This window comes from Synechococcus sp. H60.2 (assembly GCF_047462315.1).
In the GTDB taxonomy this organism is placed as follows: Bacteria; Cyanobacteriota; Cyanobacteriia; order Thermostichales; family Thermostichaceae; genus Thermostichus.
Window position 1 is genome coordinate 1 of sequence record NZ_JANSIZ010000057.1, and the last position, 16651, is coordinate 16651.

13 protein-coding genes and 1 riboswitch are annotated in these 16651 nt (G+C 63.0%); of the genes, 4 read left to right on the top strand and 9 right to left on the bottom strand.

The genetic code is table 11. The features are described 5' to 3' along the window. Nucleotides 1–210: 210 nt before the first annotated feature. Entirely contained in the window at nucleotides 211–1500 is a 1290-nt protein-coding gene (locus tag NW845_RS09570; RefSeq protein ID WP_414378311.1) for a DNA double-strand break repair nuclease NurA, read from the bottom strand. Continuing rightward, complete coding sequence (locus NW845_RS09575) at nucleotides 1484–2437, bottom strand: 6-carboxytetrahydropterin synthase (RefSeq protein ID WP_414366252.1); 954 nt, start codon at nucleotides 2435–2437, stop codon at nucleotides 1484–1486. Before NW845_RS09575 ends, NW845_RS09570 begins: the two co-directional genes overlap by 17 nt. 243 nt (nucleotides 2438–2680) lie before the next feature. Between NW845_RS09575 and NW845_RS09580 the strand changes: the two genes are divergently transcribed. The 3 genes from NW845_RS09580 to NW845_RS09590 are packed head-to-tail and all read left to right on the top strand — an operon-like array spanning nucleotide 2681 to nucleotide 6512. Next, nucleotides 2681–3976, top strand: a complete 1296-nt coding sequence (locus NW845_RS09580; protein WP_414378313.1) for a homoserine dehydrogenase — start codon at nucleotides 2681–2683, stop codon at nucleotides 3974–3976. A 39-nt stretch (nucleotides 3977–4015) separates the two neighbouring features. Beyond that, on the top strand, nucleotides 4016–5485 hold the full coding sequence (hemG, locus tag NW845_RS09585; protein WP_414378315.1) for a protoporphyrinogen oxidase: 1470 nt from the start codon (nucleotides 4016–4018) through the stop codon (nucleotides 5483–5485). A gap of 4 nt (nucleotides 5486–5489) precedes the next feature. Beyond that, nucleotides 5490–6512: a DUF3326 domain-containing protein gene (locus tag NW845_RS09590; protein ID WP_414378316.1), complete on the top strand. Its 1023-nt coding sequence runs from the start codon at nucleotides 5490–5492 to the stop codon at nucleotides 6510–6512. Nucleotides 6513–6519: 7 nt separating this feature from the next. On the opposite strand, the gene NW845_RS09595 is transcribed toward NW845_RS09590, so the two are convergent. From NW845_RS09595 to NW845_RS09625, 7 genes are all read right to left on the bottom strand, one after another. Next, complete coding sequence (locus NW845_RS09595; protein ID WP_414366242.1) at nucleotides 6520–6978, bottom strand: MAPEG family protein; 459 nt, start codon at nucleotides 6976–6978, stop codon at nucleotides 6520–6522. A gap of 54 nt (nucleotides 6979–7032) precedes the next feature. Beyond that, nucleotides 7033–9108, bottom strand: coding sequence for an ArsA family ATPase (locus NW845_RS09600; protein ID WP_414378318.1), 2076 nt, complete (start codon nucleotides 9106–9108; stop codon nucleotides 7033–7035). Between the two features lie 2 nt (nucleotides 9109–9110). Then, nucleotides 9111–9788: a hypothetical protein gene (locus NW845_RS09605; protein WP_414378320.1), complete on the bottom strand. Its 678-nt coding sequence runs from the start codon at nucleotides 9786–9788 to the stop codon at nucleotides 9111–9113. Nucleotides 9789–9791: 3 nt separating this feature from the next. Continuing rightward, nucleotides 9792–10661, bottom strand: a complete 870-nt coding sequence (locus NW845_RS09610; protein WP_414378321.1) for a (2Fe-2S) ferredoxin domain-containing protein — start codon at nucleotides 10659–10661, stop codon at nucleotides 9792–9794. 9 nt (nucleotides 10662–10670) lie between these two features. Next, complete coding sequence (locus NW845_RS09615) at nucleotides 10671–11081, bottom strand: DUF1636 domain-containing protein (RefSeq protein WP_414334715.1); 411 nt, start codon at nucleotides 11079–11081, stop codon at nucleotides 10671–10673. 89 nt (nucleotides 11082–11170) lie between these two features. Then, a complete protein-coding gene (locus NW845_RS09620) occupies nucleotides 11171–13117 on the bottom strand; it encodes a TonB-dependent receptor plug domain-containing protein (RefSeq protein ID WP_414378322.1) in 1947 nt (648 codons plus the stop codon). Nucleotides 13118–13156: 39 nt separating this feature from the next. Further along, a riboswitch (cobalamin riboswitch) is annotated at nucleotides 13157–13298 on the bottom strand. A 91-nt stretch (nucleotides 13299–13389) separates the two neighbouring features. Further along, nucleotides 13390–15210, bottom strand: a complete 1821-nt coding sequence (locus NW845_RS09625; protein ID WP_414378323.1) for a DUF1565 domain-containing protein — start codon at nucleotides 15208–15210, stop codon at nucleotides 13390–13392. Between the two features lie 162 nt (nucleotides 15211–15372). On the opposite strand from NW845_RS09625, the gene NW845_RS09630 reads away from it, so the two are divergent. Then, a complete protein-coding gene (locus NW845_RS09630; RefSeq protein ID WP_414378324.1) occupies nucleotides 15373–16578 on the top strand; it encodes a pentapeptide repeat-containing protein in 1206 nt (401 codons plus the stop codon). Nucleotides 16579–16651: the final 73 nt, after the last annotated feature.

The following is a 16651-nucleotide window of genomic DNA, read 5'->3' on the forward strand; positions in this document are numbered from 1 at the left end:
GGCAGAGGAAGAGACAAAAATCTCGCCGTAAAGCGGATGGGGAAACCCCACCCGCCTGCGCGGTGGGGTAGTTCATTAGGTTATAGTCGCTTCTGGGATGCCAAGGATCCCAGCAGGCGCTGCGATCTTGGGTCTAAGGAGTCATTCCCTCACCCCCAGCCCCTCTCCTAGAAGGAGAGGGAAGGAAGAGCTTTGCGGCACTGGCACCAATTAGGCGATACCCGTTCGCTTCTGGGCTTCCTTACGAGAGACGGCCACATGGCGCAGGCCGGCGCGGATCAGCTCCTGCTCGATGAGGGTGAAGAACCGCTGCCGATCGCCTCCTCTCACTACAGCCAGATGATGGGCTTCGGCCAGGGCGATGGGGTAGCCAAAGCCCTTTTGCACCTGGCTCAGCACCCCTGCCAGGGCCTGCTGCAGCAGCTCTGGATCCTGGGCCACCCAGGCGGGAAACTCTAGCCGGGCAATCTCCGGCAGGGATCCCTCGCCAGGGTTCGCGCCAACATTCAAGTAACAGCAGTGGATGTGATGTTCCCCAAAAGTCTCCAGGACGCTGGCGCCACTGCGCCAGAGGGGGCTGCGCTCTCCCGGCTGCAGCAGGGATCCCCAAAAAACGCGATCTGCCAGGGGGGCAAAGGGCTGGCAGGGGAGAGTTTTCTCGCCGGCGCAGTAGCGATAGCAGTCGCAGCCCAGGTAGGGGCACAGCCCCAGGCGCAAGTAGTTAAGGGTTTCGCTGCTGCGGGAAGCGCTGATGTAGCCCACCAGGGGGATGCGGGCCGCCCGCAACTGCTCCAGGGTCGCCAGGATGGGATCCAGCCAGGGACGTTGGGTTGATCTAGGCAGCGACTCCAGTCCCCAGGGGATCAGGGATCCATCCAGCAGCGCCAGCGTGAGGCGACGGCAGGACAGCGACAGGGCCAACTGGGCCAGCTCCTCCAACTCTGCCTGGGAGCGCCGCAAAGCCAGCACCTCTTCGGCGTCCAAAGCAATCTCCGCCCCCTCACCGCGATCTCCTTCCTCTCGGCGGGGTTGGCGGCGAAGACGGCGCGGGGCCGCTCCTGGAAGGGAGTTGGACCGGTTCGGTTGAGCAAAGGGCTCCTGCCCGTAGATCAGCAGGGGCTGGCTGTCCAGCAGCGGCCACTCTTGCGTGCCGTAGTGGAGGGCTACCCGCCCAATGTTGATGAGCGAGCAGTAGGCGATCTCGTGGTGGCTGGGCAGGATCTGGGAGCCGTCGGTGGCCACCACCGTGTGCGGCCCCTGCAAAGGTTCCACTTTGGGCAGGGATCCCCAGGTTTCCGGCGGCTCGGCGGGACTGGCGCAGGTAAAGGCGAGATGGGATCCCCACTCCGCCCAGCGGGACTGCCAGGCTTGGGGTTCTCGCTGCAGGCGGGCAAATTCCTGCAAGGCCAGGCGCAGACGCTCTTGGTTGGCCTTCGACTCCTGCTGCAGGTGGCGGGCGAAGGCGGGAATCTGCTCGCTCAGTTTAACAAGATCCAGCATAGGCGGCTGGCCCACCCCTGCCGGCAGCTAGGGGCTCCACTTCAGAGGGATCCCTCTTGCCCTCGCTCGCGGGGTATGGGGTGGCAGCGGTAGCTGCGCCCAGCTCCTCTAGCGGAAACTCCCCATAGACCTCGCTGCTGTTGTTGGGGCTTTCCTGCAGGCGGATCCGATGCAGTTGCACCCCCAGCTTCCGCAGGGGCAGAGTCAGCAGCCGCTGGATGTAGAGGGCAATGTTTTCCGCAGTGGGCACCACCTGGGCAAAGTAGGGGATGTCCTTGTTTAAGAAGGTGTGATCTAGGGGTTTGACCACCTGCTCCTCAATCACCCGCTGCAAAGCTGCCAAGTCCACGATCATCCCCGTGCGCGGGTCGATGGATCCCTTGACGGTGATCTCCAGGCCATAGTTGTGGCCGTGGCCGTGGGGACGGGCGCAGAGGCCATAGATGGCGGTGTTCTCTTCCAGACTGAGGTGATCCAAGGCCAAGCGGTGGGCGGCGCTAAAGTGGGTGGCAACGGTCAAATAGGCTTGCATGGCTTCTCCTCGGTATTCGGCCCAAAACTCAGGATCTTCATAGAGGCGCACGCTGGTCAGGGGCAGAGCATCGGCCAGGCGCTGCCAAATGGTGTAGGCGATGAACTCGGTGGTGGGCAGGGTTTGGGCAAACTCTGGCCAAGCTTCGTTGAGGTAGGCAAAGTTCAGCTCCTGAATCACCCGCTCCTGAATCACCCGCTTCACCTGTGAGAGGTTAAGCACCATGCCGTACTCGTCCACCTCTCCCGTCAAGCCCACCTCCAGCACGTAGTTGTGGCCGTGGCCGGGGAAGCGGGCGTGGGGGCCAAAGCGGGCCAGGTTCTCGGCTTCAGAGAGCTCCGGCAGCCAGTAGCGGTGGCTGGCGGCAAAATGGGCACGGCGGTAGATGGTACAGGTTCTGGACATGAAGGCTATGAATGAATGAATGAAAACATCTGTAAAGGGATCCCCCCTTCAGCATAAACCCCAAACCGGCACTGCCCCCACAGCGAGGGATCCCTGGGGCTGTCTCAACGCACCTTCCCCCTGAACCCAAAGCGCCTTGGGATGGATGGCCAAAATCTCGTCCTGATGGGGCCAGGAGTGTGTCAACCTGGTAAAGGTAAGGAAGTCTTTGGGTCTCAGGGATCAACGGGCGAGGGAGCGGCTGTGGTCTATCGGGTTGGGCTACTGGGGCTGGGTACTGTCGGCACGGGCGTGGTAGAGATTTTGCAACGCCCACCTCACCCCCTCTTGCAGGCTGTCGAGCTTGCGGCGGTAGGGGTGCGTTCCCTGGACAGGCCGCGGCGGGTATCCATCCCGCTTGAGCGCCTGACCACTGACCTAGAGCGGATTGTGTCGGATCCAGACATTGACGTGGTGATTGAGCTCATGGGCGGGCTGGAGCCGGCTCGCAGCCTCATCCTAAAGGCCATTGACCACGGCAAGCCAGTCATTACAGCCAACAAAGCGGTCATTGCCCGCTATGGCGAGGAGATCTTCCGCGCTGCTGCCCAGGCCAGGGTGGCCGTGCTGCTGGAGGCAGCCGTGGGGGGTGGGATCCCTGTCGTCCAGGCTTTGCAGCAGTCGCTGCAGGCCAGCCGCATCCAGGCGGTCTGGGGCATCATCAACGGCACGACCAACTTCATCCTCAGCCAGATGGCCCAGGAGGGTAGCTCCTTTGCCGAAGCGCTGGCCCAAGCCCAAGCCCGCGGCTATGCGGAGGCGGATCCCAGCGCCGATGTGGAAGGATGGGATGCGGCGGACAAGATCGCCATTTTGGCTAGCCTGGCGTTTGGGGTGTCGGTGCCGCGGGAGGCCATCCCTTGCGAAGGGATCCGCAGCATCAGCCCCACCGACATCCGCTATGCCCGCGAGTGGGGCTACACCTTCAAGCTTTTGGCCATTGCCCAGAGGGCTGGTGTCCCAGGATCCGAAACGGCCTTGGATGTCCGCGTCCACCCCACCCTATTGCCGCTGACCCACCCGCTGGCTAATATCCACGGCGTGGACAACGCCGTCTGGGTACAAGGGGATCCCCTGGGCCAGGTGGTGCTCTCCGGGCCGGGGGCGGGACAGGGGCCGACGGCCAGTGCTGTCGTTGGGGATCTGCTCACCCTACTTGCCCACCTGCAGACAGGGGCCCATCTCCCCAATCCTCTCTGGGGATTGCCTGTTTCTCCTCCTGTTGCCTCCCTGCTGCCACTGGCGGAGGTGCAGTCGGAGTTTTACGTGCGGGTATTGGCCCAGGATCGACCGGGGGTGATGGGAGCTATTGGCACCTGCTTTGGCCGGCACCAGGTTAGCCTGGAGAGCATTACCCAAAAGGAGTGCCACCAGGAGCTGGCGGAGATTGTTGTCCTCACCCACACCGTGCGCGAGGCCGACTGCCGGCAGGCGCTGGCCGAGATCCAGCAGCTTCCCCAGGTAGCCGGGATCCCCAGCCTGTTTCGCGTGCTGCGCTAATGGCGCCCCTCGTGTTGCCCGTGATGGAGGATAGCTAGCTTGGCAGCGACCGCGGATCTTGCAACCCCTGAACTCCTCAGAGCCGAAGTGGTGGTCATTGGGGCGGGCATCAGTGGCCTGACGCTGGCTTGGCGCCTGCAGCAGGGTCTCTCTGGTAGGGGTGGCTCTGCTCAGGCCGTGCTCTTGGCCGAGGCCAGCTCTCGGGTGGGCGGCTGCATTTCCACCCAATCCAAAGACGGCTACCGCTGGGAGGAAGGCCCCAACAGCTTTACCCCTACGCCTGCCCTGCTCAACTTGATTGCCGAGGTGGGCCTGGCCGACCAACTGGTGCTGGCCGATGCCAAGCTGCCCCGCTACATCTACTGGGAAGGAGAGCTGCTGCCAGTGCCGCTGAGCCCCACGGCGGCTCTGGGCTCACGGCTGCTCAGTGTGGGTGGTAAGCTGCGGGCTCTGCAGGGCCTGTTGGGGTTTGTCCCTCCGCCGCCGGGGCAGGAGGAGACGGTGCGGCAGTTTTTCCGGCGACAACTGGGATCCGAAGTGGTGGAGCGCCTGGTGGAGCCCTTCACCTCAGGGGTCTATGCCGGGGATCCGGATCAACTCAGCGCGGTGGCAGCTTTCCCTCGGGTAGCTGGCCTAGAGGAGCGCTACGGCAGTCTCTTTGCCGGCGCCCTGCAGGCTCTGCGCCAAAGACCCCAGCCTTTTCCCGCAGCCATCCAACCCCCGCCCAAACGCGGCCAACTGGGCAATCTGAGGCAGGGGCTGCAGCAGTTGCCAGAGGCCCTAGCCCAAAAGCTGGGCGACAGCCTGCGGCTGGGTTGGCAAGCGGTGCAGCTGCAGCGGGAGGGAGAGCTCTATGGGGTGGGCTTTGCAACCCCAGAGGGATCCCGCTGGGTGGCTGCTCGCCAGGTGGTGCTGGCTCTCCCCGCCTATGAGGCTGCCTTGCTGCTGCAGGAACTCAACCCCGAGGCCAGCCAGCTCTTGGCAGGGATCCCCTATCCGCCGGTGGCAGTGGTGGCTCTGGCCTATCCCCAAGCGGTTCTGCCGCAGCCGCTGCGGGGCTTTGGCCACCTCATCCCGCGCTCCCAGGGTCTACGCACCCTAGGCACTATCTGGGCCTCCTGTCTTTTCCCGGAGCGGGCTCCCCAGGGCTACCACAGCTTCCTCAGCTTCCTGGGCGGTGCTACCGATGCTGCCTTGGCCCGCCGGCAAGGGATCCCACCCATCACTACTCTGTCCCCTGAGGAGCGAGCGCAAATTGTCCACGCCGAGCTCAGTCAGGTGCTGCTTACCCGCCGCGCCGAGCCCATCTACTTGGGCGAACGCCTGTGGCCCCGCGCCATTCCCCAATACACCCTCGGCCACCGGCAGCGGATGGCCCAGTTGCAGGTCCACCTGGCCTCCCAGACGCCGGGGATCTGGGTGTGCGCCAACTACCTGGACGGTGTAGCCCTGGGCGACTGCGTGCGGCGGGCTGAGGCGCTGGCGCAGCAGCTTTTGTCCCAGGTCTAGTCCGATGGGTCGCCCCTACACCGTCCTGCTTTTGGTTCCCACCGGTATCGGTGCCCGGGTGGGCGGCTTTGCCGGCGATGCCCTACCCGTGGCCCGCGCCTTGGCCGCAGCCGCGGATTGCGTCATCACCCACCCCAATGTCCTCAACGGCGCTACCCTCTTCTGGCCCCTGGGGAATGTGCTCTACGTGGAAGGATACGGCCTGGATCGCTTCTGTGCCGGGGAGTGGTCCCTCAGGCCAGTGCGGCAAAACCGCATCGGGGTGGTGCTGGATGCCGGGATCCCTGAGGATCTGCGCCAGCGCCATTTGCAGGTCATGCAAGCCGCTCAGGCCACGCTGGGGCTGGACATCGGCCCCTGGCGCTCGACTCCTCGACCCTTAGGCGTTGCCGTCAGCTTCTCCCCTGCCGGGGCCAGCCAGGGATCCCTAGCGGATGCCGAGGCGCTCCTGGAAGCCGCCCGTGCGCTGCTCGAGGCAGGGGCCGAGGCCATTGCCGTGGTGGCCCGCTTCCCCGACGATCTTGACTTTAGCCAGTACGGGCAGGGGCAGGGGGTAGATCCCCTGGCGGGGGCCGAGGCCATCCTCAGCCACCTGGTGGTGCGGGAGCTGGGGATCCCGTGTGCCCATGCTCCGGCCCTCTACCCTGATCCCGACCCCAAGCCGGTTCACCCCCGCGCTGCCGCTGAAGAGGTGGGGTTTACCTTCCTGCCCTCGGTTTTGGCAGGGCTGAGCTACGCCCCCCAGTTTGTGAAAAGGGGGGATCCCCTGCAGACGGGCTACCTGACAGCCGAGCAGGTGGACAGCGTCATTGCCCCGGCCACCGCCTTTGGCGGCCCCGGCCTACTTTACCTCGCCAGCCGCCTCCGCCCGCCCCTGTTTATTGCCGTCGAAGAAAACACCACCGTCATGCAGGTCCACCCGCGCCAGTTGGGGATCCCGCATGTGGCGGTTAGCTCCTACCTGGAGGCCATTGGCGTGGTGGTGGCCCACCGGGCTGGCGTGGCCCTCTCGTCGCTGCGGCTGTAGCCTCGGGCTAAGCCCAGTTCTGGCCCAGAAACGGCAACAGGCCAATCAGCAGCAGGCCCAGCGTGGCCAGCGACCCAACCAAAAAGGAGAGGGAGCGCCCCAGGGGAATGTCACCGATGTAGAAAAAGTTGTAAAACAGCCGTGCCAGCAGAAACACACCGCAGAGCAAGGCTACCCCTTCGTCGCCGCTAAGGCCAAACAGCCAGGGATCCGGGTGGGGGCCAGTAACATAGGCAATCAAGGCTGACGGCGCAAAGGTGCCCAGGGCCTCAAAGCCGTTGGCATGGGCCCAGGTGGCCCGCTGGCCGTAGGGAGGCAGCCGGTCGAACATAGCCCGCGGCGCATGGGGATCGTAGCCAACGCGGGCGCGGGCATAGCCGACCACGCCCATGGGCAGGTACACCAACAGGATGGCTGCAGCAATCGAGAACAGGGGGATGGCTTGCAGGGGGAGGTTGGGCAACATAGGCAAAACGCAGAGGAAAGAGGCGGCACCCGCACCTTCTCTAGGCTAGCCTCCCTAGGCGGGAATTGGCGCCGGGCTGCCTAGCAGGTAAGCCCCAACGACTTCTAGGCTGGGCGGGTGCAGGAAAGGGAGGGTGACAATGGCCTGCTGGGGAAAGCGCTGGGGCAACTGGGCCAGGATGGCCTGGTGGCGGCGCCAAAGGGCTGCGCCAAAGGGGGTGGAGTCCTCCAGCCAAACCCGATTGAGAACGGCGTAGGGATGGGGGATCCCCAGGGCATCCAACTCCGCCAAGAGGCGCTCGGTTTCCGCCAGAACTGCCTGTTCGGGGTTGAAGACAGGGACAAAGCTAACAAACTGGGGATCCCGCAGCCGCCGCTGCAGCTGGCGCACCTGGGCCAAGAGATCCCGCAACCGCTGCGCCCATTCCGGCCGGCCCACCACGTCGCGGTACTTTAGCCACAGCTTCAGGGCCAAGCTTACCCAGCCTTCTAGGGCCTGGGGCATCTGCAAAAAGCGCAAGAGGTGGCCGGTGGGGGCGGTATCCACCACCACCAGGTCGAACTGGCCGCTGGCTTCTTGTTCCAGCACCGTCAGCAGGGCCATCACCTCGTCTAGGCCGGGAGGGGGCATCTGTAAAAGCTGCCGCCAAGCCTGGGGGTCGTACTGGATCTCCACCCCTGCCGTTTCCTCCCCCGCCAGGATAGCCGCCACCTCTTCCAGGTAGTCCTGGCGGAAGCGCTCCAGCACTGCCGCCGCCTCGATCTCCTGGCCCAGCAGGTTGGGCAAGAGCGGCAGCGGCTCCTGACCCAGCTTTGTCTGAAACAGATCCCCCAGCGAGTGGGCCGGGTCGATGGAGACCAGTAAGAGCCGCTGGTCAGGATGGCGCTGGGCCAGGTTCCAGGCCAGGGCCCCGGCCACCGTGGTCTTGCCCACTCCGCCCTTGCCCCCCACCAGGAGCAGGCGGATTCCTTGGGCCAAAAAATCTGGCAGGGCCACCCTTGGGGGGGAGGGGATCCCGCCGACAGGCTCTCCTGGGCTAGCGGGGATCTCTTCCAACTGCGGCAGCACCTCTGGCAAGGGGCGAAGCTGTTGCACCAGCTTGTCCAGGGCCGTCGGCCCAATCGGCTCCTCCAGTTGATAGGGACAAACCCAGATGGGATAGCCAGGCAGCTCCTCTTGGAGCGTTTTTAGCCAGCGCCACTGCTCCTGCTGGCGGGCTAGGTAAAGAGGCGAGGGGCGGTTGGGGGTTGCTTCCGCTTTTTCCCCTGCGGCCGCCACCGTCCCTAGCAGCACCTGGTTGACCAGAAGACCCCCCACAGGCACACGGCGGCTTTGCAGTTGTTGACAGAAGCGGCGGGTCTCCGCCACGCTCAACGGCTCCGGGATCAGCACCAGCCAAGCAGAGGTGCTCTCCGGGTCGGTGAGGCGGGCTTTGCCTCCCTCCAGCTCACTTTGTAGCCGGGTCAAAAAAGCATCGGCCTCATCCGGTCGATAGGTGCCCGTCAGGGATTGGACAACCTCGCGGTGCTTGGCCTGGAAGGTGGCAAACACCGCCAGCAGATTATCCAAAAAGTCGGGCAACTCCAACAGCCGCAGGGTGTGGCCGGTGGGGGCCGTGTCCAGGATGACTGTGTCCACCTCTTGGCCTGCCAGCAGGCGGTTGACCTCGAGGATGGCCATCAGCTCGTCCACCCCCGGCCAGTCCAGATCCCAAAGGGGCAACAGATCCTCTCGCCCCAGCCAACTGCCCCGCTCGGCAATCAGCTCCAGAGCCGGGCCGTAGGTCTGCTTGAAAGACTGCAGCAGCTCCTCGGCCTGGAGGGCCCGCACCTGCAAGTTGGGCCGTTCGCGCAAGCGGTGCGGAGCACTTTCCGGCAGGGGTTGGGGGGTGTCGGCCACCGGGATCCCCAGCACATCCCCCAGGGAGTGGGCCGGATCGGTGGACAGCAACAGCAGACGGCGCTCTGGTTGCCTCTGGGCTAGGTGACGGGCTAGGGCACAGGCCAGGGTGGTTTTGCCCACGCCCCCCTTGCCGCTCAGCAGCAGCAAGCGGCAGGAAGCCGAGAGCCGGTCAAAGGGGGAGTTGTCGAGCTGAGCGGGCTGCAAAGGGATCCCTCGCGCGCAGGTCACCCCTATTCTGGCCTGGATCTCCCTTGGGGATACCCCAGCCCGCTGAGGTGGGCTTTCGCCAACTCCAGTCGGCGGCGTCCTCTGTCCCAGGCCAGCAGCGCGTGGATCCCAAGCCAAAAGCCCGTCCACAGCCAGTTGTGCAACCAGATCTTGCCCAAGATGGGCAGGGTCAGGCCCTCTGTTCCGCCCAGCACCAGGCCGGCTGCCAAGATTAGCCCTTCAAAAGCAAGGAACCCTAGGATCAGCATGACCAGGATCCAAAGGTAATTGCGCAGCCATTGCCGAGGTTGGACAGGGTGGGGCTGGAAAAAGAGCGGGCGATAGCTGGCCAGCCACGCCACCCCCACCGTGCCGATCCCCAAGACCAACCCCCAAGCCAAAGAATCAGGGGTACGGGGATAGTTGTGCCAGGTGTAGCCAAAGATTTGGTTGGCCAGCCAAATCATTGAAGCGCTGACGATTGCCCCTTGGCGAGTTAACGTGGTGCCCGTGACGATGCCAAGAGTTACAAAAGGCAGTGTACAGGTATAGGCAATGTTGCTAAGGCAGCCGATGGTGGTCAATAGGCTGGGCCAAAATCGACCTTGGGCTAGATCGCGGGTGGCTTGGATCCAAATGACCTCCGGGATCCCGCGGCGGGTTTTGGGGATGGACTGGACAAGAGCTTGTAGGCTGACCATAGGCTAATCCCCAGGAAAAAGGTGAGCTTTTAAGGGACACTTGTTCAGCAGGTGCTCCTGGACAATTTGCCGCGCTACTGGGGGTGTGACTTGCTTGTACCAGGTGCGGTCACCAGAGTAGAAAACCACCGGCCCTTGTTGGCAGACTTCTAGGCATCCTGAGGTGATAACCGGAACATCCAGATTGGCCTCGCGCAGGGCCGATTGCAAAGCTTCCACCACCGGCTGATAGTGGCGAGAAGGATAGCAGCGGCTGGAACGGCAAACCGCCAAATAGGGCCGCTTGAGAGGGTTATCTGCGTAAGGGATCCGCTCTTTTCCCTCGACGTAAATGGCTCCCAGGCGTTCATAAAGGGAAAGCTGCTGATAGTCGGCTTTGCCTTCGGGCAGGTAGTCTTCTCCTGGCCCCAAAAAGGGACTGGGCAAAAAGATCTGCAGCAGCGATTCCTCTGCCCCGTTCCAAAACTGGATCCCCCATTGGCGAGGCTGGCCCTGCGGATTGAGGCGGCGATAGAGGGCGGCGCGGCCGACCAATCTTTTGCGGCGCAGCTCAGGAGGAGTTCTGCGGTAGGGGCCGCCCTGGTGTTCCTCCAAACACAGATGCAAATGCCAAGTTTCCGTGGCCACGGTCAAGTAGCCGTCGTAGAGCACACAGAGAGTAGGGGGATCCTTGAAGGCCGCTTCCAGGACGCCACCCTCCACTACCTGGCCCACTTGGATCTCGGCCCAGCGCTCCTGAAAGAGCTCATAGAGCAGCGGCCCAAGACAGTCGATGTGAGCCGGGATCCCTTCGTAAACGGTTGTCCAGCCGGTGGGGGAAACCTCTTGCCAAGTTTGGTTTAGGGGTGGGACCCAGGGATTGAAAACAGCCATAGGTTGCTCCTATTGGATTGGCGGAATGCGGGCAATCACCCCCTTTTTGATGGGGCGCTCTGCCCAGGGCAGGATCCCATCGGGCTTTGTCAAATACAGCTCCGCCGTTTGCAAGATTGGCTCCACGTCTTTTGGATCGAGATCGCCAAAGACATAGGTCATCTTTCGGGGGGCTGCCAGCGCAACCACACAAGCGTGGCTGCAGCCGCTCATACAGGCAACTGGCTTCAGTTGCAGTTGGGGATTGAGCCTTTGGGATTGCAAGGCAGCTAGGAGCATTTCTCCCTTGCTGATCCCTTCTTTTTGGCCGTTGACCCAGCGAGATCCACAGGTGGTGCAAACCCAGAGGCAATGTTTAGACTCAGCTTGAGCCAAAGTTGTCGATGGAGAAATAGAGGGAAAGTTGGTCGCGCTCACCATAGAGTTGTATCCAAACTCCACTGCAAAGCAGACAATTCCACTAGGGCAGCTTGTTCTAGATAGTTAGCCAAAAATAGCCCGAGAGGATGCTAAAATTGCCCCCGCAAGCTCACCCTCAGCGTGCGGCCAACGCCGGGATAGCCGGGGAAAACTTCATACTGCTCATCCAGCAGGTTGTCGATCCCCAACTCTAGGCTCAGGGCCTCAGTCAACGGGATCCCTCCCCGCAAAGCCACGGTGGTATAGCCTGGCAGGGATTCCGTATTGGAGTTGTTGGTAAAAAAGCTCCCAATGTGATGGATCAAGATCGAGCCGTACCCGCCCTGCTCATAGCGATAGGTTAGGCCTAGGTTGAAGCTATCGGCTCCCACAAAGGCTAGCTGTTTGCCAACTGTGGCCGGGTTAAGTGCAGCGCGGATGATGGGATCATTGAGGGTGTAGTTGGCAAAAAGCGTCCAGTTTTCCCCCAAACGCAAATCCAAAGCCGCTTCCAGGCCGGTGTATTCGACCAGCCCAATATTCTCATAGGTTCCCTGGCGCGGCCCCAGGCTGACAAAGGTGATGCCATCGCGGATGCGGTTGTGGGCAAACGTTAGCCGCAGCAGGCCAAAATCTCCCAGGCTCTGATCCAAGCCAACGTCAAAGCTCTCCCCTCGCTCTGGGCGGAGATTGGGGTTGCCATCCACTTCAAAAAAGCCTCGCAGCCGAAAGAATAATTCCGAGATCAAGGGGGTGCGAAAGCTGCTGGCGTAGTTGGCTCTCAAGGTGGTGCCTTCCGCCACTGTCCAGCGGATCCCCACAGCCGGCGAGGTGGCCGAGCCATTGGCCAAACTGCTGAAGTCCTGGCGCATGCCCAGATCAAGGTGGAAGTTGGGATCCGGGCTGTAATCCAGGCGGGCAAACAGGGCGCCCTGGTTAACCGTATCGTCGTAGTTGATATTGGCAGAACCGTTGGCAAAGGAAAAAGTTGTATTGCGAGCTGAGATGGAGCGATAATCTACCCCCAAAGCTCCCTCTAGGTTTTCGCCGGCTTGCCAAGCATACTGCAGCTGGGATCCCCAGCCATTGCGCAGGATGACGTCGCGGGATCCCTGGCTTTGCGGAGCACTGAAACGGTAGTTGAGATCGTCAAAAAAGACTCTTGCCTGCAGGGATCCTGTTGCCTGAGTCCACAGCCAACTGAGATCCAGCAGCAGATCGTTGGTGTTTTGCTCTGCATCGGGAGAGGGAAATTCCACACTGCCGGGCACACGAAAGGCTTTATTGAGGTAGAGGGCGTTGGCTGTTAGGACTTGGTCTTTGGCCAGTTGCCAGGTAAGCTTGGCCTGCAAGTTGTGGTACTCCACCGCCGAGTTTTCCCGCTTGCCTGACTTGCCCAGCCGCTCAATTGCAAAGGGAAAGTCGTTGTTACTTTTCAGACGGCGATAGCTGAGCACCCAGCCCAGATCCTGGGCTTGGCCCCGACTTTGGATCCCTTGCTCATTGAGGCCGTAGCTGCCGACCGCCGCTTCCAGCACCGTCTCCGTTTCTGGCTGTGGCTCCACCGTAACGATGTTGATCACGCCGCCAACAGCATCCGAGCCATACAGAGTAGAGCCGCCACCGGGAGAGACTTCAATTCGCTCGACAATATCTGTGGTGAGTTGAGAGAGGTCAAACCCGCCAAAGAAGCCCAGATCGTTGAGGGGGCGGCCGTCCAAGAGCACCAACACCTGCGCCGTTCGCGCCCCTCGCATGAATTGAGAGCTAAGAGCTCCCAACTGAGTTCCCGCTGTGCCATCGCTGAGGATCCCAGGCAGATAGCGCAGGGCTTCTTGCACCGTCCTTGCCCCTTGCTCGCGCATCTGCTGGCGGGTGATGACATAGACTGGGCGCGAAGAGTCCCGCAGCAAGCCAGGGCGGCGAAACGGTGTGGTGACGGGTTGATTGAAAATCTCGGCACTAAGACTGGTGTCCAAGACCGCTTGCGCCCAGGCTGGGATCCCCAAACTCCAGCTCCCCAGCCCAAGGCTGAGACATACAACAATTGCTTTCATCCGGTTGCTCCTGCTTCCGTGCGACGCGGAAGAGCTAAGCTGTGAGCCAAAGCCGCAGGCGGGCATCCTGACTGAGGGCCTTAGCCCATCACAGTTGCGGCACAGCGCCGGATTTGCACCGGACTTTCCCCATTGCTTGCCCTGGCTGATCCCCAGAGCAACCTGACGGCACGGCTTTCTCCGCAGTCCTTTTGGAAAAAGCCGTGCTAGGCATCATACATTCCCTGCTGGGGAGTTCCTATCCTGCCGGGGGGGATCCCTGGGCAGTGAGGTCAACGGAAGATCATCTCCGCCACCGCGTCAAAGCCGGCGTCCAACAGGCGATCCAGGACCGACTGGGCTTGGCTGCGGTTGTCGTAGAGGCCGGCCTGCAGCACCCTCCTGCCGTTGAACACGGTCTCCACCGCCTCAGGGACGAGCTGCCGCAGCCGCTGCAAATCGTCGCTGCCCTTGGGGGTCACCAAGACGCGAAACTGGGTTGCCGCTCGCGTCAGCGGGACGGAGTCCTTGTCGGCAGCCTGAGCAGGAGAAGCTGGGGCCGAGCTTGAGGGTGCAGAGGAGGAGGTAGGAGGGTTTTCTCTGGCTTGGCGGCGGGCCGGCGGCGGCAGCAGGGTGGTGATGTCGGTAAGGGGAGCTGCAGAGGCCTGGCGGACAGGGGCGGCAGGAGCCGGCTCAACCGGCTGGGCAGGCGTAGTAGAGCCATCGGGGGTGAAGGGGACGGCAACAACCTCCTGGGGTTGCGTGCTTGACGGCTGGCTGGGGCCGCTGGGCAAAATACGCCCTCCCGAGCCCGCTGCAGGAGGGGGAAGGGGGGCCGTCGATTGCGGCACCGCCACCACCGGTAGGTTTGTGGAAGTTTCGGCTGGCTTGGCCACCGCCGGCTGGGGATCCCGGCTGGGAGCCGGGGGGGCGCTGGGCAGCGTCAGGCCGCCGGCAGCAATGGGTGGTGGGGCGCTGCTGGGCAGGGCAGCAACCGTGGTTTGGCCCGCTAGATCCAGCTCCCCTTTGGTTTTGCCCGCCAGTTGGTTGCCGTTGGCGTTGAGGCGCAGGCCGCGGGTGGCGTTGTGGATGTCGTACTGGCCGTTGCCCTCAAAAATGTTGTTGCCAGGATCCGAGGCCGTGCCCAGATCGGGCTGGGCGTTGGTGATAGCTGTCAGGCCAGTCTCCAGGTTGCGGGCAATGAGATTGTTGCGCAAGATGGGCCGGGCGCTGCCGCCAACCACAATGCCGGTGCGGTTTTGCAGGATGCGGTTGTTGCGCACCATCGGCGCCGAGCGCTGGTCGATGGTGAGGCCAAAGCCGGTCTCTTGGAAGAGGTTGTTGACAATGGTGGGCTGGGAGGTGCCCAAGACGGAGATGCCGTTGGCCCCATTTTTGTAGAAGCGGTTGCCCTCTATCCAGGGGTTGGAGGCGCCAGCAATGAAAATGCCGTCGTGGATGCTGCCCACAAAGCTATTGTTGAGAATGCGGGGGGAAGCCGATTCTATCCAGAGGGCATAGCCGCGCCGCCCCTGGTTGCGCAGGGTAACTCCGCGCACCTCTGAGCCGGTCTCGGCCAGCAGAGCAACATTTTGCCGGGCCAGGGTCGGGCTCATGTAGGTGCCGCCGCCATCGATCAGGTAGCCCTCCCCTAGGTTGGACTCGTCCCCGCGCAAGATAAGGCCAGCCTTGAGGCGGATGGGGAAGACTTCGCCGCTTTCTGCGCTGTAGATCCCCGGCAGAAGCTGGATAATGCTGCCCGCTGGCGCCCGTCCAATGGCATGGGTGATGGTCTTGAAGGGGTTGTTGCGGGATCCATCCCCTTGGGTATCGCTGCCGTTGGCGGCATCAACAAAAATGGCCGGGCGGTCGTCCGGCAGCGGTGGCGCCTGGGGCAGGGCCTGCTTCTCCAAAAGGCCAGTGTCCAGGGAAGTTTGCGCCCAACTGGGATCCCTTCCTGCCGCCAGCAGTAAGCTGGTGCTCAACAGCAGAGAGGCAGCCAGTCGTGCCAGGGTTGGGGAGCCATGGCGCTGCAACCACAAGTCAGGCAGGACTGCTGTAAATTGGTGTTCGCCGGATTTCTGCAGACGGATAAACGATAAGGAAGCGATCATAGGAGTCATCCTCACACCAGGCTGGGCCAGAGAAGGAAGGAGGGTCGAGGCTATCCTACCAAACCCAAGAGGTGGGATCCTGCCCTCTTCCCCAACTCCAAATACGGACTGACGCAGGCTTTTTTTGTAGATCCAACGCTACCCCTAGAGTATACCCTTGCCATGACCGAAGAAGCCCTTGCCCGCGAAGGCTCCTCCCAAGAGTTGCCGCTGGCTTCCCTCTCGTCTGGGCGCCCCCTGCTTAATCTGCTGCTGTTGGGGATCCCGGCGGGGCTGCTGGCGCTGGCGGGGTTGACAGGGCAGCCAGTTTTGGGCTGGGGGGCGGTGCTGGCTTGGCTGGGCTTGGCCGGCTGGTGGGGGCAGCCGCTCTGGGTGCAGATTGGGCGCGATCTCTGGCAGTGGCTAACTACGTGGCCCAGCCTGGGATGGGCGGCGGCAGCCCTCAGCTTGGCCGTGGCAGGGGCAGTGGTTTGGAGTGGGGCCCTCGCAGCCCTGCGATCCCTGAGCTGGGAGGCGATTGGGGCTTTGGGCGAGGTGTTTGGCGCTACCGGGCAGATCCTCATCGCCCTCCTGGCCGCCTATATTGCCTGGCGGCAGTACGTCATCTCCCGCGACCTCACCATCCAGCAGAACACCATTACCCAGCAGCAGACCATCGACGCCTACTTCGAGGGCATCTCCAACCTGGTTCTCTCCCCTGATGGGCAGTTGGACGACTGGCCCCTGGAGCGGGCCATCGCTGCCGGGCGCACGGCGGCGCTCCTCAACGGCGTGGATCGCTTCGGCAAAGCCAAGATTCTGCGCTTCCTCTCCACCGCCAACTTGCTCAGCCCCCTGCGCCGCGACGAACACCTGGGCCGGCCCATTTTGGACGGCAAAGGCGGCTACCAGCGGGATCGCGTCAATGGTATCCGCGTGGTTAACCTGGGCACCATGCTGGAAGGGGCCGACCTGCATGGCACCCTGTTGCGGGGGGTGGACTTCAGCGAGGCCAGCCTGGAAAGAGCCAACCTGCAGGATTGCGACCTTAGCCACACCAACCTCTGCGGGGCCAACCTGCGCAATGCCGACCTGCGCGGGGCCGATCTCTACCGCGCCCTCTTGTTTGTGGGATCCCTGCAGACCGCTTCCCCGGCCCAGCCAGGGCAAAAGCCCGATTTCAAAACAGGAGCCTACACCGGCGCCATCGTGGCGGGAGCAGACTTCCGCGGCGCCCGTCGCCTTTCTCCTGAGCAGCGCGCTTACCTAGCCGCCTGGGGGGCCAAACTGGATCCCGACCCTTCGCCCCCCAATTCCCGCTTGGATCCCGGCGGCAAAAGCGAGCCCTTACCCCCTCCCGCCGAACCGCCAGCCTCCCTACGGCCCTGATCCAGAGCCAATGGCCAGCTCCCCTCTCCCTCTGGGAGAGGGGCCGGGGGTGAGGGAATGCTCCCTCTGGGAG